Source organism: Paenisporosarcina sp. P4_B8, from assembly GCF_056402175.1.
This window is the reverse complement of sequence record NZ_JBFUHX010000019.1, coordinates 1-24,352: the sequence shown is the minus strand read 5'-3', so window position 1 is coordinate 24,352 and position 24,352 is coordinate 1. Positions and strand designations below refer to the sequence as shown.

Here is a 24,352-nt window from a genome sequence, read left to right as displayed (position 1 = left end):
GAGGTAAGGATATGAAGAAACAACAAATCGGTGTTATTGGTTTAGGCGTGATGGGATTGAATCTTGCGCTCAATATGGAAAGTAAAGGCTTTTCGGTATCTGTCTATGATTACTGGACAGATAGAACAGAAGAATTATCCAACAAAGAAGCGAAAGATAAAAATATTCACGGTACTTACAGCATAGAAGATTTCGTCGCTTCTTTAGAAACACCACGCAAAATATTATTGATGGTTAAAGCTGGAGATACAACGGATACGGTCATTGAATCTCTTATCCCTCACCTTCAACAAGGCGATATTATTATGGACGGCGGAAATTCATTCTTTGAAGACACGAATAGACGTACAGCTAACTTAAAAGAAGTAGGTCTACATTTCATTGGTGCCGGAGTTTCGGGTGGAGAAGAAGGAGCTCGTAACGGCCCTTCTATTATGCCAGGCGGCTCGAAAGAAGCTTATGAACAGGTTGAACCAATTCTTAATGCCATTTCTGCTAAAGTAGATGGAACTCCTTGCAGTACCTATATGGGACCGGATGGGGCAGGACATTATGTGAAGATGGTTCATAACGGAATTGAGTATGGAGATATGCAACTGATCTCTGAAGCTTATTTCATCATGAAACATGCTCTTGGTCTTTCAACTCAGGATTTGCATGAGATATTTGCCGAGTGGAACAAAGGCGAGCTTGATAGCTATCTTATCGAAATCACTGCGGACATTTTCACTAAGATCGATGAAGAAAGCGGAAATCCACTCGTTGATCAGATTTTAGATGTTGCCGGGCAAAAAGGGACAGGAAAATGGACAAGTCAAAATGCTCTGGATTTGGGTGTTTCTCTCCCGATCGTTACAGAGTCCGTATTTGCTCGATTTATTTCTTCTGTTAAGGAAGAGCGCGTTGCAGCAAGCAAAATACTTAAAGGCCCTGAGTCGAAAGTGTATGCAGGGAATTCAAAAGAATTGATTGAAGCGATTCGTAAAGCTTTGTATATGAGCAAAATTTGTTCATATGCACAAGGATTTGCCCAAATGCGTGCAGCATCCGAGGAGTATGGTTGGAACATTCCTTATGGGGATGTAGCTATGATTTTCCGCGGAGGTTGTATCATTCGTGCACAGTTCTTACAAAAGATTAAAGAAGCTTTTGACAAGAACAGCGACTTGCCTAACCTATTAGTTGATCCGTACTTCCAAGAAATCGTAGGAGAATATCAGAGTTCCCTTCGCGAAGTACTAGGCTTAGCAATTCAACAAGGCATTCCAACGCCTGCTTTCTCAAGTGCATTAGCTTACTATGATAGCTATCGTACTGAGACATTGCCAGCCAATCTTATCCAAGCACAGCGCGATTACTTTGGTGCACATACCTACCAACGTACAGACAAAGATGGCGTATTCCATACTGAATGGTCAGCTAAATAACGATAAACAAAAAGCATCTGTTGCCGAAACAACTCAGAATCGTTTCGGCAGCTGATGCTTTTTCATGTCTATTGTACGTTTTATGCGAAAACAAAAAAATGCCCTATGGACATTCTGAATTTTAAAACATTTTATTAGAATGTCAATTCAACTGAAATCAGCTCTTTACCACTACTTTCGTAGATTTCTCCATTCCCCAAAACAACTTCGAATGGTGAATCTTTTTCATTAACTTCTTTTAAATGAATGACTATATCCCAATATCCTGAGCTTGCAACAGGGAGAGCAATTCGGTCACCATTCTTAAATTTAAGAATCACCTCCACCTTTTTCTCCCCCCTCCGTCCCCCTTTTAATTAGACAGTAATTTTATAACAAAGTTACAAAATTTTCTTGAAACTAACTGTCGCCGTATTATTGTGAGTGCCCTACTTGTTTCGAGTTGATTCTGCGCTCCCTCAAAATTTTTTAAAAAAGAACATACTTTCGGTAACATATTACTGTTTTTGACAGTATACTGTTATTAACAGTAATAGTTGTTGGAAAAAAATTCACATTTAAATTAGGAGGTTATTATTTCATGAAACATACAGGGAGACATACAGGTGCATTTCTTTTGCTGTTTTTAACAGAGGGAGATAGTTATGGAGGGAAACTTCTGCAAAAATGTGCAGAAGAGCTTCCCCTCAATCCAATAGATAGTGCCATCTTATATCGCACATTAAAAACATTAGAGAAAGAAGGTGCTGTTGAGTCTTATTTGGACACATCTAATCAAGATAAGCCGATGAAAATGTACAAAATTACTACAGTTGGAAAAAGAAAATTAGAAGATTTTCAAATAGATATCGAAGATAAAATTAAGAATTTATCATTTTTCTTAAATAAATACAAAAAATGGAGGGAGTCTAATCATGATTAATGGTGCTATCCTTTACGGTATAGCTATTATTCTTATCAGTATTTCTTTTATAAAAGATCGAAATAAAACAAAAGATGCTCTATTTAAGTCATGGAAAAGCTTTCGTAATATTATTCCTGACATGTTATCAATTATGCTTTTTGTTGGACTATCTCTATCTATTTTAACGCCATCCTTAATTTCGTCAATCATTGGAGAAAAATCTGGATTGATAGGTATTATTTATTCGACATTAATTGGATCTATTGCACTAGTTCCAAGCTTTGTTGTATTTCCTCTTGGACATACGTTAGTCCAAAATGGTGCTGGACTACCTCAAGTAGCTGTATTAATGTCTACATTAATGTCCGTAGGAATCACAACTTTACCTATGGAGCAAAAGATATTTGGGCATAGCTTTGCCTATTCTCGCAACGCATCTGCATTGTTAATGTCTCTAATATTTTCATATATTATTTGGCTGGTGATGGTATGAATATATTAAAAAGATATCGTTTCTTTTTGATTTTATTATTTGGGCTAATTATCCTTACTTTTATAAACCAATCGGTGGGATGGAACGCATTTCAATTAACAGGAAAAAGCATTTTAGATATGCTGATTCTACTCCCTCCTGTCTTAATATTCGTAGGCTTGCTTGACAAATGGGTGGAGAAAGAAACACTAATTAAATATATGGGAGAAAAATCCGGCATCTATGGCATTTTGTTCTCCCTATTATTAGGAGTAATTGCAGCTGGTCCCCTCTACGTAGCTTTTCCAATTGCGGCACTTTTATTAAAAAAAGGGGCAGGTATACGGTACATTGTATTTTTTTTAGGAGTTTGGACAACCGCAAAATTACCAGTTATTATATATGAATTTGCTTCATTTGGAGTTAAATTTACACTCATTCACATATGTTTTGGTTTATTATTTTTCTATTTAATGGGTATTATTTTCGAGAAATTTTATGACCATCGACAATTGTTAAAGTATGATTTAACTAAAGAAGTTTAGATTTAGATCAATAAGTCGTTATTCCCTCAATTCCAGATTCTTTTGTAGAAAAGAGGATACAGTACATACTGTATCCTCTAATCTTTTGCTGCACACAGGAGCCCCTTTAGTTCAATTAGTTCAACAAAAAATACGTTAATCCTTCTTTCTATAACCTTAACACCTAAACAAAAAACGCCTAAAACCTTTATACTTCAAGGGTTTTGGGCGTTACAGGAATGGTGGGTTATTTGCGTTAAAACGGTAAATGCGGAGCATACCTATAAATACTGAAAGCTAACGTCTTTTCTCAGACGTTAGCTTTTTTCTTTTTTCTTATTCAACTAAAGCACCCGTTAGTTTAATAAGAGGAGTAGAGGAGTTATGAATTCATCAATTTGTTGAATTTTTTGTCGTAAAGAATTCGCTTTAAAAAATCTGAACGCCAATAATCATATAAATCTTTTCGACTTGCTTTTAGAAAAGTTTTTAATACTTTTTTTAATTCAGAGTTATAAGGAAATAGGACGTCTTTACCTAAGCTGTAACCTTTACTAAAGTAAAATGCTGCAGATTCATATTCTTTAATTTCTTGATATAAATAGCCTATGAATATAAATCCACTAGCTAATTCCTCTACTTCGAAATCTTCGTCATTTAATTTACTTTTTAAAAACTCTATCGCTCTTAATTTTTTCTTCCTCGAAAACAAACCGTACAAAGAATTAGCTTGTTCTACTACTTCAATATATTTTTTTGAAGGGTCTTTTAATTTGTATTTGTCTTTCATTTAATCACCTATCTCCTTAAAACCTTTTTACACTATCATTTTCTTAATAGAATTATTAGGTTCAATCATCTGTTTTAAATGCAAGTTTTCTTTTATTGGAATGTTTAATGCATTGCTCTTACCTTTGAAAATTCTTCCATTGAATATTCAATCTTAACATCTTCTTTATTACAGAAAAACATATCCATCATCCTCTGTTAAGGGTACCAAAAGAAACTACTACTTTTTACACTAACCTGCCCCGTTAGTTAAATAAGTTCAACAAAAAATACGTTAATCCTTCTTGGATCAACGCATCTCGTTAGTTGATTAAATTTGTTTTCTAATCTTATTATCCCAGTGTGTCTATGTCACTTTTGTATTCTAAAATATCCCCAGGCTGACAGTCCAAAGCCTTACAAATAGCTTCTAAAGTTGATAATCGAATTGCTTTTGCCTTTCCATTTTTCAATATAGAAAGGTTAGCCATTGTGATTCCAACCCTCTCCGACAGCTCTGTTACGCTCATTTTTCTTTTAGCCAACATCACATCAATATTGATTATAATCGCCATTTTACTCACCTCAGACCGTTAAATCATTTTCTGATTTTATATTTATGGCATTTATTAATATCTTTTGAAGAACAGCAGCAAAGACTGCAATCACAATTGAAGCAAAAATAATGACCATTCCGATTACTATGAGTCCAGGGGCATCGTCTGCATCTGCTACAAGAAATATGGCTGGCAATACTGCCACATATAAGATACTGATTGTCATTGCACAGTATTTTATATTCTTTAAAGCCTTTACAGATAATTCCGAGAAAGCTTCGTTCTTGTCAATATAACTTAAAAGTCTTAATGCCTGATACAGAGCGAAGAAAAACGGGATCGCCGATGCATACATACATATTAAAACAGGATATTGCAAATAAGCCAGCCTATTTTCGAATTCTGTGTAAAGGTCAGCGAACTCAGGCAACACAAATATACATAAAGCAAGAATCGGAATTCCCATAAGAAAAATAACTACCTTTAAAAAGAGTGTTTCTCGTTTCATATAAAGCACCTCTCCTATTTATTTTCAATTTGATTTTAACAGGATGTTTATCGTTTTACAATAAATTATTATCCTTTTCAATTATATTCTTGCTGTTATATAAATATTCCTTTAATTTTAGACAATGAAAAAAAGCATTCCCTCTTGAATGATATCAGTATTCGAACTAAAGAAATAAAAAAGAGACTTCACATAAATTTGAACAATTTATGTGAAGCCTCTAATCATATACACTATGTAGCAAAATTACAATATCCGCTGCTCTTCTACCTAGCTTAAGATGTCTCGTGGTGAATTGTTGAAAATTCCTTTTAATAATGAGCATAAAAAACACACCTCAATCTGTGTTAACAATGTTGCGCATAATGTTCCTACTGTAAACCAACAATCTCTGACATGTTAAAGAATTTTTTTATAACAGAAATAAATGAATTAAAAAGTATTACTTAAATTCGTTATTTTCTAAAATAATCACTTCATCCTTATTGTTTTGGGCTATTTGTTTTGTATTTTCTACCAACCGAAAAATATTATCACAACATTGTTTTGCACCAATAACTAATAATGGCACACCAATAAAATCAATTTTTAATCCTCTAGAAAAAAAACCCCCAATCGACATCGCTAATGGTACAGTTGGTGATGTATTGGAGAAGATTATTTGTTCATGAAATTGATGTTTACTTTGAATCAATAAAATTAAATTTTTCATTGCTGGAACAACAAGTTTGGAAGATTTCCGACCTATTGTATACACTGGGTCTCCATTTTCATCTATCCCATGGAAAATGATGTTTCCAAAATCCTTTTTAGTTAACTTATTGAAATAGTTTACACTTAATATTTCTTCTTTTGTCAGTTCTCGTTCTGATTGGATAATTTCTTTTAAATGATATGCAGCTGCCAGAGCTGTAGTATGAGTTCCACCATAGTCATTATATATATAAATCACAATATCATCCTTTGAATTGTTTTATTAGATTATTATGGGCATTAAATCTAAATCTAAACTCAATTCTTTTGATTTACATAAAAAACAACGCTGCTTATGCTGCATTTAATATTCTGAGAGCGAAATAAAAGGAACGTCCGGGTGGAAGTTCCTTTTGTGCGAAAAGTGCGGTATATCAATATTTTGAGAAATCTGAGCTGTAACATCTTTAACGAGAATTTACTATTTTTCACTGGATTGCGTTAGCAAAATGTTAGCATTTAGGGTTTATAAAAAAAATTGAAGTTCATAACAAAGTTCTCAATAATATGAATACTGTAAAAGAATAAATTTAATTAGCCATTCTTTATTTCTTCTGCCGAATATCCCTGTCCTTTTACTTTGAATTTTCTAAAATAAATTTACCCATTTCAATTGCACAATCCTCACTTTGAGGATAGACTCCTACATTATCAGCATACGCATGTCCAAGACCTTTATATAAAACCGTTTTCGTTTCTACCCCTGCCTTTGCCAACTTTACTGCATAGGCTAGGCTTTCTACCTTGAGATAATCATGTTCACCTACTGTAATAAAGGTTGGCGGTAAGCCCTTAGGATTTCTCTTATATGGCGTTAAATATTCATTATCTATTTCTGTAGTCCCTAATATATTCCCTAATGATTCTAGTGAGCCAAACATGTCTAACATCATTTTAATACCTGATCTATGTTTAGGCGACATCTCATATTCATCAATGCTCCATTTGTAATGCTCATCTTCAATTCCAGCCATGTTTACTGTCGGATAAAGTAACAGTTGTCCCTTTACCATTCCTAATCCATCTTCCATATCCCTGGTTGTACAATATTGTGTTAAATTACCTCCTGCACTATCCCCTGCAACAAAAATATTACCCCTATCCCCACCTAAACTTTCTGCATTATTATAAATCCATTGTAAAGTAGAATAACAATCTTTATGACCTGCTGGGTATGGATTCTCTGGCGCAAGCCTATAATCAACTGACACTGCAAGGATATCTGTATTCTCTACTATTAACTTAACAAACTCCTCTACAACATCAGGAGTACCTCCAAAGAATCCTCCACCATGGATGAAATATAAAACCGGGGCATTTTTTCTCATTGTTTCTGATGTATAAATTCTTATCGGAATCTGATTCCCATCTTCTCCTGTCACATGTCTATGTTCTATTTCAATATTCTTTTGAACGATAGGATTACTTTTTATCCCATTAAACATTTTCCGAAGCCTTTTAATTCCTTTTGGTGAAATGTCCATCTTCATTAAAAATTTGGGCATATATTTCATTAATAAAAGCTGATTTTTCATATCTTTATACAGACGTGGATCCATTGCACCTTTTTCATCACTGTCTGGCAAGTTTTTAACTAGAACCTCTACACCCTTCAGCATAATGGTTTCTTCACGTTCAACAAGCTTATCTAATAATTCTTTTGAGTACCTTCTTTCCATAACTATACACCACGCTTTTTCACCTATTTTTCATCAATCCACGGATTCCCTTTAGAATATGTCCATTCATTATATCTATGAGTCCCTCAATCCTTTTAACTGATAACGAACCTTGTGACAACATACCCAGCTGACGCAGTGGCATATCTACTGCCATTTCCTGTATCATCTTCACAATGTCACTTGAATCACCCTCGTCCCCTGCGAACATTTTCATTGTCGACTTTTCTACTTGCTTATTCATCATACGTCCAATCCAGTGAACTCTGATATCTCCTAGCGTAGAATTGGGCGTAAAGGGTCTTAGGAAACGCTCTTCCGGTACTTTTCTTCCTAAAACTTCCTCAAATTGTTCCTTTGGGACATCATAAGTTCCTGGTTGTAAAAGATTGTAATAGCCCGGTGCTGCTGTACGATAATCAGGTATCGCTCCCTCTTGACTGCTATCAACAGTAACCGTATCATTCAATCGTATATCTCTTGACGATGCACCAATTTCAATCTTATAATCGCCGCTTTCCACAAACCAGTCTTTTACATTAATATTAAAGTAAGCAAATGCACGCCTTTCCAATGTAAATGTAACCGTCTTACTTTCATTCATCTGCAATTCCACTTTTGCAAAATCTCTAAGTTCACGCATAGGTTTATATATAGTACTTTCGGGTGCTGAAATATACAACTGAACAATTTCCTTTCCAGCCTGCTTTCCGGTATTGGTAACGACCACCTCTACTTGAAGTGTATCTCTGTCTCCAATCTTCATTGCACTAAGCTTTAATCCCGAATAGGTAAATGTTGTATAGGAAAGTCCGTGCCCAAACGGATACATCACCTGTTTTTGCGCTTTATCATAGTAACGATATCCCACATAGATACTTTCCCGGTATTCAATATTGCCTCCTGTGCCAAAATGAGCAATACTAGGGGTTTCAGTAAGTGTTAACGGATAGGTTTCTGCTAGTTTACCACTTGGAGAATAATCCCCAAAAAGCAAATCATATGCGGCGTAACCACTGTTTTGTCCCGAAAGATTCATCAAAAGTATTGAATCAACTTTGTCACGCCACGGAATATTTACAACTCCCCCTGCACTTATGACAGCCACTATCTTTTGTCCGGTAGCAACCAGTTCATCTATCAATCTAGTGTGTGCTTTTGGCATATTTAAATGAGTACGGTCAAACCCCTCGCTTTCATAGCTATCCGGTAATCCAACAAAAGCAAATATCACATCCGCTTCTTTTGCTACTCCAAGTGCTTCGGTAATCAAAGCTTCATTCGGTTCTTCACTTGTGGCCGAATAACCTGGTGCAAAAGAATAGCTTATATTTTCCGCATCAAAGGCATCAGTTACGGAAGTGTTCCGGGTTGGAGATATCTTTGAGCTTCCTGCCCCTTGATAACGGGGAACCTTGGCAAATTCACCTATTAAAGCAATCTTCTTATTTTTATCTACCGGTAGTACATTTCCTAACTTCAACAACACTGCACTTTCACGTGCAACACGTCGTGCCAATTCATTATGTGCTTCTGCATCATAAGGTGTTGCCTGTGTTTTCTCTGCCTGTAGTGCGATAGCCGTCATTCGCACAGCACTAAGATCAACAAGTTTTTCGTCCAATTTCCCTGCTCGAACCGCATCAACAATCAATCGGTCCGAAGCTCCATCAAAAGCTGGCATCTCCAAATCAAGTCCCGCCTGGATACCTTCAACCCTGTCATTCATAGCTCCCCAGTCCGTTACTATGGCTCCCTCAAATCCCCATTCACCGCGAGGAATGTCTGTCATAAGAAGTTTGTGTCCAGAAGCATAAATGTCGTTTATCTTATTATATGAACACATCAATGTCCAAGGTTGCGCTTTCTTTATCGCTATTTCAAATCCGGTAAGATATATTTCTCTCAATGCCCGCTCATCAATTACCGAATTTGAGATAAGACGCGCTTTTTCCTGATTGTTCGCAAGATAATGCTTCAGGCTGGTACCTATGTTTTTACTCTGTATCCCACCAATGAGTGCAGCAGCCATTTCTCCAGTCAGAAGCGGATCTTCTGAAAAGTATTCAAAGTTACGGCCACAAAGCGGACTGCGCTTTATATTGGCTCCCGGTCCCAGAATCACAGCAACCTCCTCTTGTACACATTCCTCTCCAAGTGCAATACCCATTTCATATAATAAATCACGGTCAAAGCTGCAGGCTGTTGCTACAGCCGTAGGGAAACAAGTAGCTGATACCGAATTATTAATACCCAAGTGATCGGAATCTCCTGCCTGTTTACGTAAACCGTGGGGACCATCCGTTACCATCATTGATTTTATTCCAAGACGTTCTATTTCTTTTGTATTCCAGAAATTCTTTCCCGAACAAAGACTGGCTTTTTCTTCAAGAGACATCTTCTTCACAAGTTCCTTTGCTCTTGGTAAAACACTTTTTAACGTACGATTGACTTTTTCCATGCTAACTCCATCCCTTATGCGCGCGATATATTTTTTGAATAATTAAATTTTATACGATAAAGTAATACTTGTATTTCAAATTTGTTTTCAAAATTATATAAAAGGCACGCCCCTTTAGAAAGTGGGTAATAAACATGAATTTAAATGAATTAAGATATTTAAGTAAAGCACTTGCCAAATCCACAAGTGCTTCTGTCAGACTTTACCAAAGAGAAAATCAAGTCTACTACTACTCGATATATCCCATGAATCCGGATCCTTTTCTGCTTTATGAGAAAAACATGCTACAGTCTGAGCATATTGCCGGTATCATTACTACCGATCTGTTTCAATTTTATGGTTATGTTTCATTGGATGATGATTATCGAATTGTGATAGGTCCATCTTCCATTTTAACGAATGACAAAAATAAATTAGATAACCTTTTATTTTTATTGGATGTAAAAGAAAAATATCATGAAGAATATATTGGTAAACTGAAGTGCGCCCCCTCTATTTCTGCCGAACGTATAGGATGGCTCCTTTCCTTTATTGCTTCCACTATCAATAAGAATCCACTTTTTGTAGAAGACGTATTTGTAGAAACAAAATCAGAAAATCATCAAGATGATATTATGAATAGCAGTATGCAGAATACATTATTTTTTTCTGGTGAAAAAGAATCCAGTACTCTTTTTATCGATAACTATCAAAATGAAAAAATGCTATTGTTCTATATAAAAAATGGTCAGCCTGACGCTTTAAAAGAATTATTCAGTGCCTTTCCAAAAATAAAGGCCGGAACAATGGCCAATGATACCTTGCGCCAACTTAAGAACATGGGAATTTCTTGCGCGACCGTAGCTTCTCGGGCCTCAATCGAAGGGGGATTAAATGTCCAGACTGCATTCCATTTATCTGATTTGTATATTCAAAAGTTGGAAATGCTTCGCAATGCTGCATCCATATACCCATTAATCAAGCAAATGTTATTAGAGTTTGCCGAACGTACAAAACAGGTGAAATATAATTGCAATAGCTCTTCTAAATTATTTTTAAAATGTGCAAATTATGTTTCCATAAATTTGTTTAACAATATCAAGATTGAAGAAATAGCTGCCGAATTCGGAATATCACGCTCCCGCTTGAGTAATCAGTTTCATAAGCAAACCGGTATTACCTTAACACAATATATTTTGCAAGAAAAAATTTTAGAATCTCAGCGCTTACTGCAGTTTACTAACAAAAGTAATGCTGAAATTGCATTACATCTGGCTTTTTCCTCGCAAAGTCATTTTCAAACAGTATTTAAAAAATGTACCGGCATAACCCCAAACAGATATAGGAACGCAAAGTCAGATTTATAATTTGCTTTGTATCTGTTTTTTATAATCATTATATAGAATTGGGTTTTCATAGAGCCTTAGAAACAGACCGTTTTTGCAGATGCTTTGAAATCTCTTTAAAGAACATCCGTAGCAATTCTTCATAAATCAGACAATTAAAAAAAGAGGGATTAAGATTTTTCATCTCAATTCCTCTAATTTTCCCTTATTTAATTCTGTAATAAACGGTATGTTCCTAATCTACTTATGTAATATTCTTCCACCTGAATCTGTTGAAGGCCATTTGAACCATTCGGTTTCACTTTCTTTACTCTCTTTAGGATTGTCTTTCCTGTCTTATTTTACATATATATAAAAGAAGCTTCCCAAAAGTTCGCTGAACTCATGAGAAGCCTCGATTAAAATCCTATATTTTAGCAAAATGTTAGCATTTCACTCTCACCTTACATACAAACCCTTATATATCAAGGGCTGGAAGGGCAAGTTACATCATGCCGCCCATTCCGCCCATGTCAGGCATGCCGCCGCCTGCATTTTTGTCTGGGATTTCCGCTACTACTGCTTCAGTAGTTAGGAACATGGCTGCTACAGATGCTGCGTTTTGAAGTGCAGAACGAGTAACTTTAGTTGGATCCACGATACCCGCTTCCATCATGTTCACCCATTCGCCGTTTGCTGCGTTGAAACCAATACCGATTTCTTCACGTTTCAAACGATCCACAATGATTGAACCTTCAAGACCTGCGTTGTTTGCGATTTGACGAACTGGCTCTTCAAGAGCACGAAGAACAATTTTCACACCAGTTGCAACGTCACCTGTTGCATCAGAAGTTACTTCCACAACTTTGTTGTAGACGTTAACTAGTGCAGTACCACCACCAGAAACGATACCTTCTTCAACAGCCGCACGTGTAGAGTTCAGTGCATCTTCAATGCGAAGTTTGCGCTCTTTTAGTTCTGTTTCAGTTGCTGCACCGACTTTAATCACGGCAACACCACCTGAAAGTTTTGCTAAACGTTCTTGTAATTTTTCTTTATCGAATTCAGAAGTAGTATCTTCTAATTGTGAACGGATTTGGCTTACGCGACCCGAAATTTTTTCTGGTTGGCCAGCACCTTCAACGATTGTTGTGTTTTCTTTCGTTACCACAACTTTCGCTGCGCGACCTAATTGAGTGATGTTAGCAGACTTCAAGTCTAAACCAAGTTCTTCAGTGATTACTTCGCCACCTGTAAGAACCGCGATGTCTTCCAACATAGCTTTACGACGGTCGCCGAATCCAGGTGCTTTTACAGCAACTGCATTGAATGTGCCACGTAATTTGTTCACTACTAATGTAGCTAAAGCTTCGCCTTCAACGTCTTCAGCAATCAAGATCAATGGTTTACCTTGTTGAACCACTTGTTCTAATACTGGAAGAATCTCTTGAATGCTTGTGATTTTTTTGTCCGTGATCAAGATATATGGATTTTCTAAAATAGCTTCCATTTTCTCTGAATCCGTAACCATGTATGGAGATGCATATCCGCGATCAAACTGCATACCTTCCACTACATCAAGCTCAGTTGTGAATCCTTTAGATTCTTCAATTGTGATAACGCCATCGTTTCCAACGCGTTCCATTGCTTCCGCAATCAATTGACCAACTTCTTCGTCAGCAGCAGAAATAGATGCTACTTGAGCAATCGATTCTTTGCCTTCGATTTCTTTAGAGATTTCTTTTAACTCAGTAACTGCAGCAGCAACCGCTTTTTCGATACCTTTACGGATACCGACTGGGTTAGCGCCAGCTGTTACGTTTTTCAAGCCTTCGCGAATCATCGCTTGTGCAAGAACTGTTGCCGTAGTTGTACCGTCACCTGCGATTTCATTTGTTTTAGAAGCAACTTCAGCTACAAGCTTAGCTCCCATGTTTTCAAATGGATCTTCAAGTTCGATCTCTTTTGCAATCGTTACACCATCGTTAGTAATAAGTGGTGAACCGAATTTTTTCTCAAGAACGACGTTACGTCCTTTTGGTCCAAGCGTTACTTTTACAGCATCCGCCAATTTATCTACACCACGAAGCATCAAACTGCGTGCGTCTTCACTGAATTTAATTTCTTTTGCCATTTTGTAAACCCTCCTAAAATATGTTTAAGTATTAGCCTACAATTGCTAAAATATCATTTTCACGTAAAATCAAGAATTCATTACCTTCAAATTTCACTTCAGTACCTGCGTATTTAGAGAAGATGATTTTGTCGCCTTCTTTTACATCCAACTCAACACGTGTGCCGTTATCCAGTACACGACCAGTTCCTACAGCAACTACTTTGCCTTCCTGCGGCTTCTCTTTAGCAGAGTCTGGAAGTACGATACCGAATGCAGTTTTTTCCTCAGCTTCGATTAATTCGATTACAATACGATCGCCTAATGGTTTTAACAAGTGAAACAACCTCCTTGAATGGTAGTAATTATTTTATTAGCACTCTCTCTCCTTGAGTGCTAACACAATTCCTATCATAATGAATCACTCACATTTTTGCAAGTGGGAACATACAGATTTTTTGTATTCTTTGCGAGGACTCACGAAAAACAATACAATAGGAAGAGAACTTCTTTTGATGAAAGGAAACTATCTGTGAAAAATAACAAAACAGCGTTTTATCTCATATTGGTTTACATCGTAATGCAACTGTCTGGCGCCTTATTTGCTCCCCTCATTTTCAGCTATTTGAAAGGTCAGGAAGGCATGACAATCGAGCAAGCCAAGTTGTTAGCAAGTGGCTGGTGGGTGTTCCTGAGCATGGCAGTGGCCACACTTATTGTTTTACTAATCATTCGTAAAGATGGTGCTTTTTTAAATCACTTAAAGGGTAAAAAGAGTTCTGTCCCCGCTTCGATTCTTTGGGGAATTGCCGGTTTCTTTATGGTTCTCTTCGGACAAGCCATTGCCTCGCTTATTGAACAATCCTTTGGCATCGAGCAGGAATCCGAAAATACCGCTTCACTAATACAAATTGCCGAAGCAGTGCCAATGGCGATTTTTGCGATTGCCTTGTTTGCCCCTATTCTTGAAGAACTGATTTTCAGACGGGTCATTTTCGGAAACCTTGTCCAAAAAACAAATTTCTTCATTGCAGGTGCAGTGAGTGCCATCGTATTTGCGATTATCCATTTTGATTTCACACACCTTTTACTCTATGCCGTGTCAGGATTTATATTCGCATTTTTATACTATAAAACTAGACGAATTTTGACTTCGATCATCTCCCATATGCTGTTGAATGGGTTTGTCGTATTGATTCAATTAAATATGGAGAACATTGAACGCTATCAAAAGTATTTAGAATCACTATCCAATTCACAATAAGAAAAGCACTAAAAGCAAAAAGCCTTCCACCATTATAGAGGTGGAAGGCTTTCATTTTGGCGTTTCGCTTCTTCGATTTTTTGAAGAGCTTCTGCCTTTATATATTTGCGATAGCCTATTTTGGCTATGACAATGCTGAATTCAAACAGCACGATGAGAGGAAGTGTAACCAAAACGTGCGACATAATATCTGGTGGCGTTAAAATATCCGCAACCACCACAAGCACAAGGTAAATATACTTGCGATACTTGGTCAGCATCATCGGTGTCAAAATCCCTAATCGTGTCAGGAACAGCAAGATAACCGGCATTTGGAAAACAAAACCGAATGGAATGGTCAATTGAAACAGGAATTCGAAGTATTCATTGATCCCGATTGTCTGTACAATGTTCAGATCAGCTGATAAGTCAGCCATGAAATGGATGACAAATGGGAATACGACATAGTAGGAAAATGAAACCCCTGCTATAAATAACAAAAAGATAAACGGAATGTAGCTAAGAGTTGCCGTTCGCTCTTTTTGATAGAGTCCTGGAGAAATGAATGCCCAAATTTGATATAAAATGAGTGGGGATGTCATGACTATTGCCAAAACCATCATTACGGAAATTAATATTTTAAATGGATCCGTAATTTTAAATGCATTCAATGTTATGTTGCGTGCTTCTTCACTTACCTGCAAAAATTCTATCAGTGGGCCAGCCAGGAAATAGCTGATGATCACTGCTATAACAAAGAAAACGACGATTATCATCAGTCGTTTTCTTAATTCAATAATATGTTCAACTGTAGTCATGTCTCTTTCTTCCATCAGAAAAACACCCTAACGTACTTACTTATCTTCTTCTATCTTTTTCTTCTTATTATGATCGTCATCTTCGTCGTCATCGACTAGACCTCTTGTTGCATTTTTGAATTCGCGAAGCGAACTGCCGAATGCTCGTCCCAGTTCAGGAAGCTTTTTCGGACCGAATACAAGTAAAGCCACTACCACAATCAATAAAATACTCAATGGACCTGTAGGCATGATAGGCACCTCCTCGTGTCTATATTTATTTTAACGCATTTTTGCTTAGTTTGCTATTTGCTTCTATGAATTATGTGTGAACGTTTCTTCATCCTGTTTAATGAAGTAAATCAGTGTTTGCAGCTCTACTGACAAATCAATGGTATGAACACGTATCGTATCAGGGACAGTCAGACGAATCGGCGTGAAGTTCAAAATCCCTTTTACGGATGTTTTCGTTAATCGGTCCGTTACTTCCTGCGCTGCTCTTGAAGGCACGGTTAAAATCACGAGTTCGATTCCGTATTCCTGTATTTTTTCTTCTAGCTTGCTTGGCTCGAAGATCGGGATGTCACTAAGCATCATCCCATCTTCCGTTGCACTTGTATCAAATGCCACTACAATTCGGGTGTTATGATTTTTATGGAAGTTGTATTTCAGAAATGCCGTCCCTAAACTACCTACACCTATTAATGCGACATTCGTTTCTTCATCCTGATCGAGTGTTTGACGGAAAAATGCCAACAGATTTGGCACATCATAACCGTAACCTTTTTTGCCTAACGCACCAAAATGTGAAAAGTCCCGGCGAATAGTTGCTGAATCTATTTTCATCGCTTCACTCAGTTCCTGTGAAGATACCCTTTTCTTCCCTGCGTTCGAGAAGTTTTGGATGAATCGGTAATAGAGAGGTAATCTTTTAGTTGTAGCTTGTGGAATTTTAAGCGGTTCTTGTTTCATGCCGTTCCTCCTGCATTCAAGCGAAATCGCTTTCATCTTACATGAGTAGATGAGAGAAGTAAAGTTCAGTCGTTGCATGAGTTCCTGGCATCCATTAAACTAAGTGAGAACTGAGGTGGAATTCATGATTGTCTTACAAGTGAATCAATTATATAAATCGTTTGTCGTCGATGAAATATTAAGCGGTGTCAAACTTGAAATCAACCATCGTGACCGTGTGGCTTTAGTCGGACGAAACGGTGCCGGAAAGTCGACACTCCTGAAAATCATTGCAGGTGAAATGTCGTATGACTCTGGAGAAATCATCATTCCTAAAGGCACAAAAGTCGGTTATATGGAACAACATGCAGGCATTGACTCCGACTTATCCATTTGGGACGAAATGATGACCATTTTTGAGCATCACCGGGCTGCTGAAAGAGAATTGCGTTCCCTGGAACAGCAAATGGCGAATCCCGAAGTATATGAAAACGCTGAGTCTTATGCGCGTATCATGTCTGACTATGACAATAAACAAGTGGCATTCAAAGACTCCGGTGGCTATCAGTATGAAGCGGATACCCGTTCCGTCCTTCACGGAATGCAATTCTTCCCTGAAGAATACACAAAACCAATTCAATCGCTATCGGGTGGTCAAAAAACTCGACTGGCATTGGCTAAATTATTATTAACAAAGCCAGATTTACTGATTCTTGATGAGCCGACGAACCATTTGGACATCGATACGCTCAGTTGGCTGGAGCGTTATCTTCAAGGATATCCTGGTGCGATACTTATCGTTTCGCATGACCGTTACTTCCTTGATCAAGTCGTGAACTTTGTATATGAAGTTTCCCGTCACAAAGTGAAACGTTTTGTAGGTAATTATAGTGCTTACTTGGATGAAAAGGCCAAGACGTACGAACGCGATATGAAAACATTTGATAAGCAACAAGAGGAAAAAGCTAAACTTGAAGATTTTGTTCAACGTAACCTTGCACGGGCTTCCACGACTAAGATGTCACAGTCGCGTCGCAAAGTATTGGAGAAAACGGATTGGATGGATTCGCCGGACGGGGATGAAAAATCTGCGAATTTCGGATTTTCTATTGACCGTCAAAGTGGCAATGACGTCTTGAAAGTGCAGGATGTAACAGTCGGTTATTCTGGGAAACCTGTCTCTCAGGACGTCAATCTCCGTGTATTCCGTGAAGACCGCATCGCCCTGGTCGGACCGAACGGTGTCGGGAAATCCACTTTACTGAAAACGGTGGTTAAGGATATCCCACCGATTGATGGATCCATACATTACGGGACCAATGTTCAATTCGGTTACTATGACCAGGAACAGGCAAAATTGACGGGAACTCGCTCCGTACTGAGAGAATTGTGGGACGAATGGCCATTAATGAATGAGAAAGATGTCCGGAATGTGTTAGGACGATTCCTGTTCAGTGGTGATGATGTGACTAAATCGATTTCTTCATTATCAGGCGGTGAAAAAGCGCGTGTTGCTTTGGCGAAACTGATGATGCTGAAAGCCAACACCTTGATTCTCGATGAGCCAACTAACCATTTGGATCTTGATAGCAAAGAAGTACTGGAGAATGCCTTAATCGATTATCCCGGTACGATCCTATTCGTATCACATGACCGCTACTTTATTAACCGGATTGCCACGAAAGTGATTGAGTTATCAAGTGATGGTGCCTTTGAATATTTAGGTGATTACGATTACTATGTCGAAAAGAAAAAAGAGTTAGAAGAAATTCGAGCTGAGCAAGCAGGTCCTAAAGCAATAGAAGCTGCAACGGCGAAGCAATCCACTTCTACCATCGATAAAGAGGCAAAGAAACGGGAACGACAAATCACAAGACGCTTGGAAGAACTTGAAACTCAATTACAAACAATTGAGGAACAAATTAATGCTGTGGAAGAAAAATTATGTGACCCAGCCATTTTCCAAGATCATACGCAATTAATGACCCTTCAAACAGAGCTAGATGCTTATAAAGAAGAACAAGAAACATTCATGACAGAATGGGTTGAATTAGAAGAAGAGTTAGAATCATATTAACTGTTACCGCATGTCAAAACATGCGGTATTTCCTTACTATTTAAGACCCATATATATGGGTCAAGTACAAATTTCGACATTTTTCTTTCCACAAATTTATTCACATGCAAAAGGCTGATATATCAATCTATCAACAGACTTATGCACACTATCCACAGGGAAAAAAGTTTTTATACACATACTTCAATGTAAATCGTACCACTATATATTGAATTCCAGTCACTTATACACAAGTTGTCCACAAAATGTGCATAAGTACAGATGTTCTCTATTGACATCACAATTCATTTTTGCTAAAAAAAGAATCGATTCTCTTTTATTAGAGAATCGATCCTTCTTAATTCCAGTCGAATAATGTCATACCCGGTCTGCCGTTCATTGCCAGTGTACTTGTAATCCCTTTTTCGAACATAACGGAGCCAGCAGCAGCAATCATTGCCGCATTATCGGTACATAAAAACAAAGGTGGAACTGTAAACGGAATTCCTTCTTTTGCAAAAGTGTCTTCCAGCGATTTTCGCAATCCTTTGTTCGCAGAAACTCCACCAGCTGCAATTACTTGCTTAGCGTTAAATTGCTTGGCTGCACGCAATGTCTTCTCTGTGAGCACTTCAACCACACTGTTCTGGAAACCTGCAGCAACCGCTTGTGGTTTAATCTCTTCCCCACGCTGTTCAGCATTATGCATATAATTTATGACAGATGACTTCAAGCCGCTGAAGCTGAAATCATACGATCCTTCTTCTAACCAAATACGTGGAAATGCGATAGCTTCTTCGCTTTCATGCGCTAGCCTGTCAATATGCGGACCACCTGGATAAGGAAGCTTCAACACTCTCGCTACTTTGTCATACGCTTCCCCTGCCGCGTCATCGCGCGTTTCTCCAATCAGCTCAAACGACCCATGTTCTTTCATTAATACAATTTCCGTATGCCCGCCTGATACGACCAGGGCCAATAAAGGAAATTGCATAGGCTCCACTAACTGATTTGCATAAATATGTCCTGCAATATGATGAACCCCAACTAGGGGCAATTGATTTGCGAATGCGAATGCTTTTGCGGCATTGATACCGATTAGCAATGCACCGACAAGTCCTGGTCCTTCGGTAACAGCTACAGCATCCAAATCACTTGGTTGCATGTTCGCTTGCTTCAACGCTTCTTCAATCACGATTGTCACTTGCTCTACATGGTGTCGAGAAGCGATTTCTGGGACTACTCCCCCGAAGCGTTTATGGCTTTCGATTTGAGATGAAACGACGTTGGATACGATTTCTCTTCCATTACGCACAATTGATGCAGCCGTCTCATCACAACTCGTTTCAATACCTAATATAATTTGATCTTTCGTCATTTGAATTCCACCCACATCACCAGTGCATCCTCATGATTATCTGAATAATAACCTTTTCGGATTCCACCATTTTGAAAATCTAATTTACGGTACAGATTTTGAGCGATCGTATTACTAACTCGTACTTCCAACGTCATCAGCACCACACCATGCTCTTTTGCCACTCGAATCGCTTCACGCATAAGTCCTACCCCGATTCCTTGGCCTTTCACATGCTCGGTCACTGCGACGTTTGTGATATGGCTTTCATCCATTACGAGCCACATCCCACAGAAACCTACAATTTGTTGATCTTCATCTTCAGCGACTACATAATACGCATGCAGGTTTGTTGTCATCTCCTGAACGAACGCATCGCGTGTCCACGGTTGACTGAAGGCTTCCTGTTCAATTCTCAAGACCCCGTCAATATCGTCAAAGGTCATTTTTCTATAGCTGACTGATTCACTCATACGTTTGACCAGCCTTTTGCTGTTCAGCACGCCAGTTTGTTTCAGCTTCCGTAATCCGTTTATAATCCGGTACGAAATGATGCGTTTCTTCTATTGAAGGCAATGGTTTCATCATTGCTTGCTCAATTACCACAGAACCTTTTGGCAAGTCCTGATGAAATGGTGCACGAATAGCACGTTCACCTAAAACTTGTTGAATGGCTTCCCAGTGAATCGCTACATCTTTCCCTACAAACAAAATATCTTCTTCTGTCGTCGCCAACTCTTCCAACACTGCTTCCAACGCATAATGACCATCTGGCAGAATAGATTCCAGCTCATTCGTATAAATGGCTGAAAATACATTTTGTCTTCTAGCATCCATAATTGGACAAATGATTCCATTGAAAAGTGAACCGTTGCCAGCAAGCGTTTGAAGACTTGAAACCCCAACAACCGGAATTTTCAACGTCCAAGCCAAAGTTTTTGCTATTGTGACCCCTATGCGAACTCCTGTGTAGGATCCTGGGCCTTCTGCTACGGCAATTGCATCCAGTTCATTCGGTTTAATATCCGCTTGTCTTAATGCTTCTTCTACAGCAGGCATAGCCCCTACAGAATGCGTTACTTTTATCGAGCTTGTCCATTCAACCAATAAATGATTGTCTTTAACTACCGCTATCGTCAATGGCACATTCGATGTATCAATCCCTAACCATATCATGCAAATAACTCCTTACATAATTGCTCATAGCGTTCACCTATAGGCGTAATTTCAAAACGTCGAGCAAATTCATCTTCGTAGAAAACTTCGATTTGCAAACGCTCTTTCGGCAAATCATATTCAATCAACTTTGCCCACTCAATCACCGTTACGGCATCTCCGTAAAACAATTCATCCCAACCTAAGTCTTCTTCACTGTCAGCTAGACGATAAACATCCATATGATTGAAAGGCAAGCGGCCTTCATATTGCTTTAATATCGTAAAGGTTGGGCTGTTCACATTACGCTCGACGCCTAATCCTTTTGCAAAGCTCTTTGTAAAAGTCGTCTTTCCTGCGCCAAGATCGCCTTCAAGTGTAATCACATCTTGTGCTTGAACAAGAGACCCTAATCGCTGGCCAAATTGTTCAGTTTCTTCAAGTGATGTGACTCGTTTTATATAAGTCATATATTTAGTACCTCACTGATGTTTTCTCTAGTGTACCGAATCCACCGCAATACTTCACTTTATTTGAACAAGAGCAGCGTAAAGCGATGGGCTTTTTAATTATACAAAAAAATCCACAGAGAAAGTTTCCTTTCTTTGCGGATTGTAAATTTAAGATAAATGGCGGTCCCGACGGGAATCGAACCCGCGATCTCCTGCGTGACAGGCAGGCATGTTAACCGCTACACCACGGGACCACACAATATTTAACGACAAGATTTATTATACCAATGTATGAAAATATTACAATAGTTTTTCGAAAAAACTTTTAAAGTTTTTTTTCGTGCTTGCTGATAGTAGAGTTTGGAAGAATGTTTACGTTCTAGAAATAAGTAAACATTGAAAAATGTACCAATTATATTCCATTATTGTTATTCTATTGATAAAGGGAGAGGATATGAGTGAAGAAGATTTATGTTTTACTATTTTCATTTGTTCTGATATTAACAGCAAATGTTGGACAAGCAAATGCTGAAGGGTTTACGGATGTGAAACCTGGTGCTACTTATGACATGATCATGTATTTATCTAAAGAAGGAATAATTAATGGATATGGGGACGGACGTTTCGGTCCGGAAGATACGGTTTCACGTGCAGCTGCTGCTTTAATGATTGCTAGAGCGTTGGATTTAGATACAAAGCCAAGAGATACTGATTTCCCAGACGTTAATATAACTGATGACTTCTCAGGTGCAGTCCAGTCAGCCGCTGACCTAGGCATCATCCAAGGCAGCAATGGAAAATTCAATCCATATGCAACTGTTGATCGTGGCCAAATGGCATTAATGATCGCTAGGGCTTTTAAATTAAAAGACGAAGAGGTCATTTCTTTCTCAGATATATCTATCAATACTAAATCTTACTCTGCTATCCGCAAGTTGTTAGCCGCGGGTGTCACTGAAGGCTATAAGGATGGAACATTCAAACCATCTAAAAAATTGACCCGTAGTGAATTTTCTTCTCTACTGGCACGTGCTTTAAACCCTGCGGATAAGAACTTCAAGTTATCTGTAAAAGCTTGTGGTTATGATGTTACGAACAAGAACCCGAATCGACAAACAGTTAACTGTTTATTGACGCGAGAAGCGCTCAAAGCAGGTATTCCACCGGAAATTGTAAAGTCAGTTGCTACAAAAGAAAGTGGACAGTGGAAACAATTTAATTCGGATGGTACTCCTGTCATTACACCTGATGGTGGGATTGGATTGATGCAGATCACAACTACCGCCGGATACAATGTAGACCTATTAAAATCTGATCTTGCGTATAACATTTATGCTGGAGTAGATATGTTGAACACGAACTTCAAAAATAAAAATCTGCCATCAATCGGTGAAATGAATCGAGAAGAATTGCAAAGCTGGTACTTTGCAGTAATGGCGTACAATGGGATTAAACCTAAAAACAGCCCACTCTACCAAGATAGCGGTCTAACAAACACTACAGCTTATCAAGAAGGTGTTTACAGTTTATTGTATTCAGCCTATGAATTATCGAATGTTAATCTTGTTCCCAAGGACATGAGAACGTCTGATTTCCAATACGATAAAAATTCAACAGCGAATATCGAGTTCAAGAAAATGCATTATGAAGTCTCGGCAGCCGACAGAACTTTATCGAAAGAAATGTTCGAAGCTGGAAACGATACTGTGCTGTATGATGGCCGACTACGTCCATCTCCTGGAACTTCCTCTAAAGAAATAGCGACAATCACGTCTAAAGACCAAATCATCATCCTTGGAGGTCTTGTTTATGACGAAAAAACGTATTCTACCAATACTTTTGCATGGTATCCTGTCAAAGTGGAGCAAAATGGCAAGACTTACTATGGCTACATTGCTTCAAAATACATTAAATAATTATTTGCCTTGCAGATGACCAATCTGCAAGGCTTTTTTGTAATATACATTTTCCTCTCCTGAGAGAAAAAAGACGTCATCGTGAACGAAATGATAGATTGGCAGTCTCATAAGAAGAGTTATGTTGGTCTTTGAAACAAGTTTTTATTCTTGAAAGTTGCTTTCCTATATTTATAGCTCACACTGGACATTTATCGCGCATATGAACTTTATCGCTCAAACCCGTCTCACTCACTCGCAAGTTTACTTGTTGAACCCATCGATGTCTTTTTATCTACTTGCTCTAAAGAATCCCTCTCCAACAAAAAAGAGCCATGCAACGTCAGTGGAGTGGCTCCCATTTTGTGGCTTATCAAATTGTCGTGTCTCATAAGGCAAGTTAAGTTGGCGCATGAAACAAGATTTTGTTCTGGAAAGTTGCTTTCCTATATTTATCGCTCAGATAACGGTACTTATCGCTCATACTGGGAATTTATCGCTCATATGAACCACTTTATCGCTCAAAGCCGTCTCACTCGCAAGTTTACTTGCTGAACCCATCGACGTCTTTTTATCGACTTGTTCTAAAGAATCCCTCTCCAACAGAAAAGAGCCATGCAGCGTCAGCGGAATGTCTCCCATTTAGGAGTTAGGGTTCAAAATATGGCTGGCCATAAAACTTAATGGTCTTGTTTCCGCTGCGCTCCTTTCAAACATTAAAAAAGATCACAAAAAAACCGATACCTCGAAAGGTACCGGTTTTTTACTTTGCCTAGCGACGTCCTACTCTCACAGGGGGAAACCCCCAACTACCATCGGCGCTAAAGAGCTTAACTTCCGTGTTCGGTATGGGAACGGGTGTGACCTCTTTGCCATTATCACTAGACTTTTTTGAGTGTTTGTTCACTCAAAACTGGATAAACGGGTCATTGAAAACCATTCAAATTCATTTTGGTTAAGTCCTCGATCGATTAGT

Annotated in this window: 24 protein-coding genes, 1 tRNA gene and 1 rRNA gene; 8 read left to right on the top strand and 18 right to left on the bottom strand. The window is 38.2% G+C overall.

Annotation, left to right across the window (positions count from 1 at the left end):
- The first annotated feature begins 11 nt into the window (after positions 1-11).
- Positions 12-1,427 carry an NADP-dependent phosphogluconate dehydrogenase gene (gndA, locus tag AC1DSK_RS14970; RefSeq protein ID WP_477548528.1) on the top strand — a complete coding sequence of 472 codons (1,416 nt, stop codon included), beginning with the start codon at positions 12-14 and terminating at the stop codon, positions 1,425-1,427.
- 134 nt (positions 1,428-1,561) lie between these two features.
- Here gndA and AC1DSK_RS14965 read toward each other — a convergent pair whose 3' ends face one another.
- The gene (locus AC1DSK_RS14965) at positions 1,562-1,753 is read right to left on the bottom strand and encodes a hypothetical protein (protein WP_477548527.1); all 192 of its coding nucleotides are present in this window, start codon (positions 1,751-1,753) and stop codon (positions 1,562-1,564) included.
- Positions 1,754-2,007: 254 nt separating this feature from the next.
- On the opposite strand from AC1DSK_RS14965, the gene AC1DSK_RS14960 reads away from it, so the two are divergent.
- From AC1DSK_RS14960 to AC1DSK_RS14950, 3 genes are read left to right on the top strand one after another with little or no spacing between them, the layout of a single operon-like run.
- The gene (locus tag AC1DSK_RS14960) at positions 2,008-2,349 is read left to right on the top strand and encodes a PadR family transcriptional regulator (protein WP_477548526.1); all 342 of its coding nucleotides are present in this window, start codon (positions 2,008-2,010) and stop codon (positions 2,347-2,349) included.
- Positions 2,342-2,824 (top strand): hypothetical protein, encoded by a 483-nt coding sequence (locus tag AC1DSK_RS14955; protein ID WP_477548525.1) that lies wholly within the window; start codon positions 2,342-2,344, stop codon positions 2,822-2,824. Before AC1DSK_RS14960 ends, AC1DSK_RS14955 begins: the two co-directional genes overlap by 8 nt.
- Positions 2,821-3,348, top strand: coding sequence for a permease (locus AC1DSK_RS14950; protein WP_477548524.1), 528 nt, complete (start codon positions 2,821-2,823; stop codon positions 3,346-3,348). The genes AC1DSK_RS14955 and AC1DSK_RS14950 overlap by 4 nt, the downstream gene beginning before the upstream one ends.
- A gap of 361 nt (positions 3,349-3,709) precedes the next feature.
- Here the strand turns inward: AC1DSK_RS14950 and AC1DSK_RS14945 are convergent, their stop codons facing one another.
- The 6 genes from AC1DSK_RS14945 to AC1DSK_RS14920 all read right to left on the bottom strand — a co-directional run bounded on the left by AC1DSK_RS14945 (position 3,710) and on the right by AC1DSK_RS14920 (position 10,053).
- A complete protein-coding gene (locus tag AC1DSK_RS14945; protein ID WP_477548523.1) occupies positions 3,710-4,117 on the bottom strand; it encodes a hypothetical protein in 408 nt (135 codons plus the stop codon).
- 331 nt (positions 4,118-4,448) lie between these two features.
- Positions 4,449-4,670 carry a helix-turn-helix domain-containing protein gene (locus tag AC1DSK_RS14940; protein WP_016429471.1) on the bottom strand — a complete coding sequence of 74 codons (222 nt, stop codon included), beginning with the start codon at positions 4,668-4,670 and terminating at the stop codon, positions 4,449-4,451.
- Positions 4,671-4,680: 10 nt separating this feature from the next.
- Entirely contained in the window at positions 4,681-5,160 is a 480-nt protein-coding gene (locus tag AC1DSK_RS14935; protein WP_477548522.1) for a DUF2975 domain-containing protein, read from the bottom strand.
- A 442-nt stretch (positions 5,161-5,602) separates the two neighbouring features.
- A complete protein-coding gene (locus AC1DSK_RS14930) occupies positions 5,603-6,112 on the bottom strand; it encodes a DUF3189 family protein (protein ID WP_477598340.1) in 510 nt (169 codons plus the stop codon).
- Positions 6,113-6,488: 376 nt separating this feature from the next.
- On the bottom strand, positions 6,489-7,592 hold the full coding sequence (locus tag AC1DSK_RS14925; RefSeq protein ID WP_477548520.1) for an alpha/beta hydrolase: 1,104 nt from the start codon (positions 7,590-7,592) through the stop codon (positions 6,489-6,491).
- Positions 7,593-7,611: 19 nt separating this feature from the next.
- Entirely contained in the window at positions 7,612-10,053 is a 2,442-nt protein-coding gene (locus AC1DSK_RS14920) for a glycoside hydrolase family 3 C-terminal domain-containing protein (RefSeq protein ID WP_477548519.1), read from the bottom strand.
- Positions 10,054-10,187: 134 nt separating this feature from the next.
- Between AC1DSK_RS14920 and AC1DSK_RS14915 the strand changes: the two genes are divergently transcribed.
- Complete coding sequence (locus AC1DSK_RS14915; protein WP_477548518.1) at positions 10,188-11,399, top strand: AraC family transcriptional regulator; 1,212 nt, start codon at positions 10,188-10,190, stop codon at positions 11,397-11,399.
- A gap of 463 nt (positions 11,400-11,862) precedes the next feature.
- On the opposite strand, the gene groL is transcribed toward AC1DSK_RS14915, so the two are convergent.
- Both groL and groES read right to left on the bottom strand, forming a co-directional pair.
- Positions 11,863-13,491, bottom strand: a complete 1,629-nt coding sequence (gene groL / locus AC1DSK_RS14910) for a chaperonin GroEL (RefSeq protein WP_016429474.1) — start codon at positions 13,489-13,491, stop codon at positions 11,863-11,865.
- A 31-nt stretch (positions 13,492-13,522) separates the two neighbouring features.
- Positions 13,523-13,807, bottom strand: coding sequence for a co-chaperone GroES (gene groES / locus AC1DSK_RS14905; protein WP_016429475.1), 285 nt, complete (start codon positions 13,805-13,807; stop codon positions 13,523-13,525).
- A 195-nt stretch (positions 13,808-14,002) separates the two neighbouring features.
- Between groES and AC1DSK_RS14900 the strand changes: the two genes are divergently transcribed.
- Positions 14,003-14,734, top strand: a complete 732-nt coding sequence (locus tag AC1DSK_RS14900) for a lysostaphin resistance A-like protein (protein ID WP_477548517.1) — start codon at positions 14,003-14,005, stop codon at positions 14,732-14,734.
- A gap of 32 nt (positions 14,735-14,766) precedes the next feature.
- On the opposite strand, the gene tatC is transcribed toward AC1DSK_RS14900, so the two are convergent.
- From tatC to AC1DSK_RS14885, 3 genes are all read right to left on the bottom strand, one after another.
- Positions 14,767-15,546 (bottom strand): twin-arginine translocase subunit TatC, encoded by a 780-nt coding sequence (gene tatC / locus AC1DSK_RS14895; protein WP_477548516.1) that lies wholly within the window; start codon positions 15,544-15,546, stop codon positions 14,767-14,769.
- Positions 15,547-15,567: 21 nt separating this feature from the next.
- Entirely contained in the window at positions 15,568-15,762 is a 195-nt protein-coding gene (tatA, locus tag AC1DSK_RS14890; RefSeq protein ID WP_477548515.1) for a twin-arginine translocase TatA/TatE family subunit, read from the bottom strand.
- Between the two features lie 63 nt (positions 15,763-15,825).
- On the bottom strand, positions 15,826-16,482 hold the full coding sequence (locus AC1DSK_RS14885; protein ID WP_477548514.1) for a redox-sensing transcriptional repressor Rex: 657 nt from the start codon (positions 16,480-16,482) through the stop codon (positions 15,826-15,828).
- A gap of 124 nt (positions 16,483-16,606) precedes the next feature.
- On the opposite strand from AC1DSK_RS14885, the gene AC1DSK_RS14880 reads away from it, so the two are divergent.
- The gene (locus AC1DSK_RS14880) at positions 16,607-18,538 is read left to right on the top strand and encodes an ABC-F family ATP-binding cassette domain-containing protein (protein WP_477548513.1); all 1,932 of its coding nucleotides are present in this window, start codon (positions 16,607-16,609) and stop codon (positions 18,536-18,538) included.
- Between the two features lie 337 nt (positions 18,539-18,875).
- Here AC1DSK_RS14880 and tsaD read toward each other — a convergent pair whose 3' ends face one another.
- The 5 genes from tsaD to AC1DSK_RS14855 form a co-directional block, all read right to left on the bottom strand.
- Positions 18,876-19,895 carry a tRNA (adenosine(37)-N6)-threonylcarbamoyltransferase complex transferase subunit TsaD gene (tsaD, locus tag AC1DSK_RS14875; RefSeq protein ID WP_477548512.1) on the bottom strand — a complete coding sequence of 340 codons (1,020 nt, stop codon included), beginning with the start codon at positions 19,893-19,895 and terminating at the stop codon, positions 18,876-18,878.
- Entirely contained in the window at positions 19,892-20,347 is a 456-nt protein-coding gene (gene rimI, locus AC1DSK_RS14870) for a ribosomal protein S18-alanine N-acetyltransferase (RefSeq protein ID WP_477548511.1), read from the bottom strand. Before rimI ends, tsaD begins: the two co-directional genes overlap by 4 nt.
- Complete coding sequence (gene tsaB / locus AC1DSK_RS14865) at positions 20,340-21,050, bottom strand: tRNA (adenosine(37)-N6)-threonylcarbamoyltransferase complex dimerization subunit type 1 TsaB (protein WP_477548510.1); 711 nt, start codon at positions 21,048-21,050, stop codon at positions 20,340-20,342. Before tsaB ends, rimI begins: the two co-directional genes overlap by 8 nt.
- Positions 21,047-21,499, bottom strand: coding sequence for a tRNA (adenosine(37)-N6)-threonylcarbamoyltransferase complex ATPase subunit type 1 TsaE (gene tsaE / locus AC1DSK_RS14860; RefSeq protein WP_477548509.1), 453 nt, complete (start codon positions 21,497-21,499; stop codon positions 21,047-21,049). The genes tsaB and tsaE overlap by 4 nt, the downstream gene beginning before the upstream one ends.
- A gap of 160 nt (positions 21,500-21,659) precedes the next feature.
- A tRNA-Asp gene (locus AC1DSK_RS14855) sits at positions 21,660-21,735 on the bottom strand.
- A 204-nt stretch (positions 21,736-21,939) separates the two neighbouring features.
- On the opposite strand from AC1DSK_RS14855, the gene AC1DSK_RS14850 reads away from it, so the two are divergent.
- The gene (locus AC1DSK_RS14850; RefSeq protein ID WP_477548508.1) at positions 21,940-23,397 is read left to right on the top strand and encodes an S-layer homology domain-containing protein; all 1,458 of its coding nucleotides are present in this window, start codon (positions 21,940-21,942) and stop codon (positions 23,395-23,397) included.
- A gap of 749 nt (positions 23,398-24,146) precedes the next feature.
- Here AC1DSK_RS14850 and rrf read toward each other — a convergent pair.
- A 5S ribosomal RNA gene (rrf, locus tag AC1DSK_RS14845) occupies positions 24,147-24,262 on the bottom strand.
- Positions 24,263-24,352 lie beyond the last annotated feature (90 nt).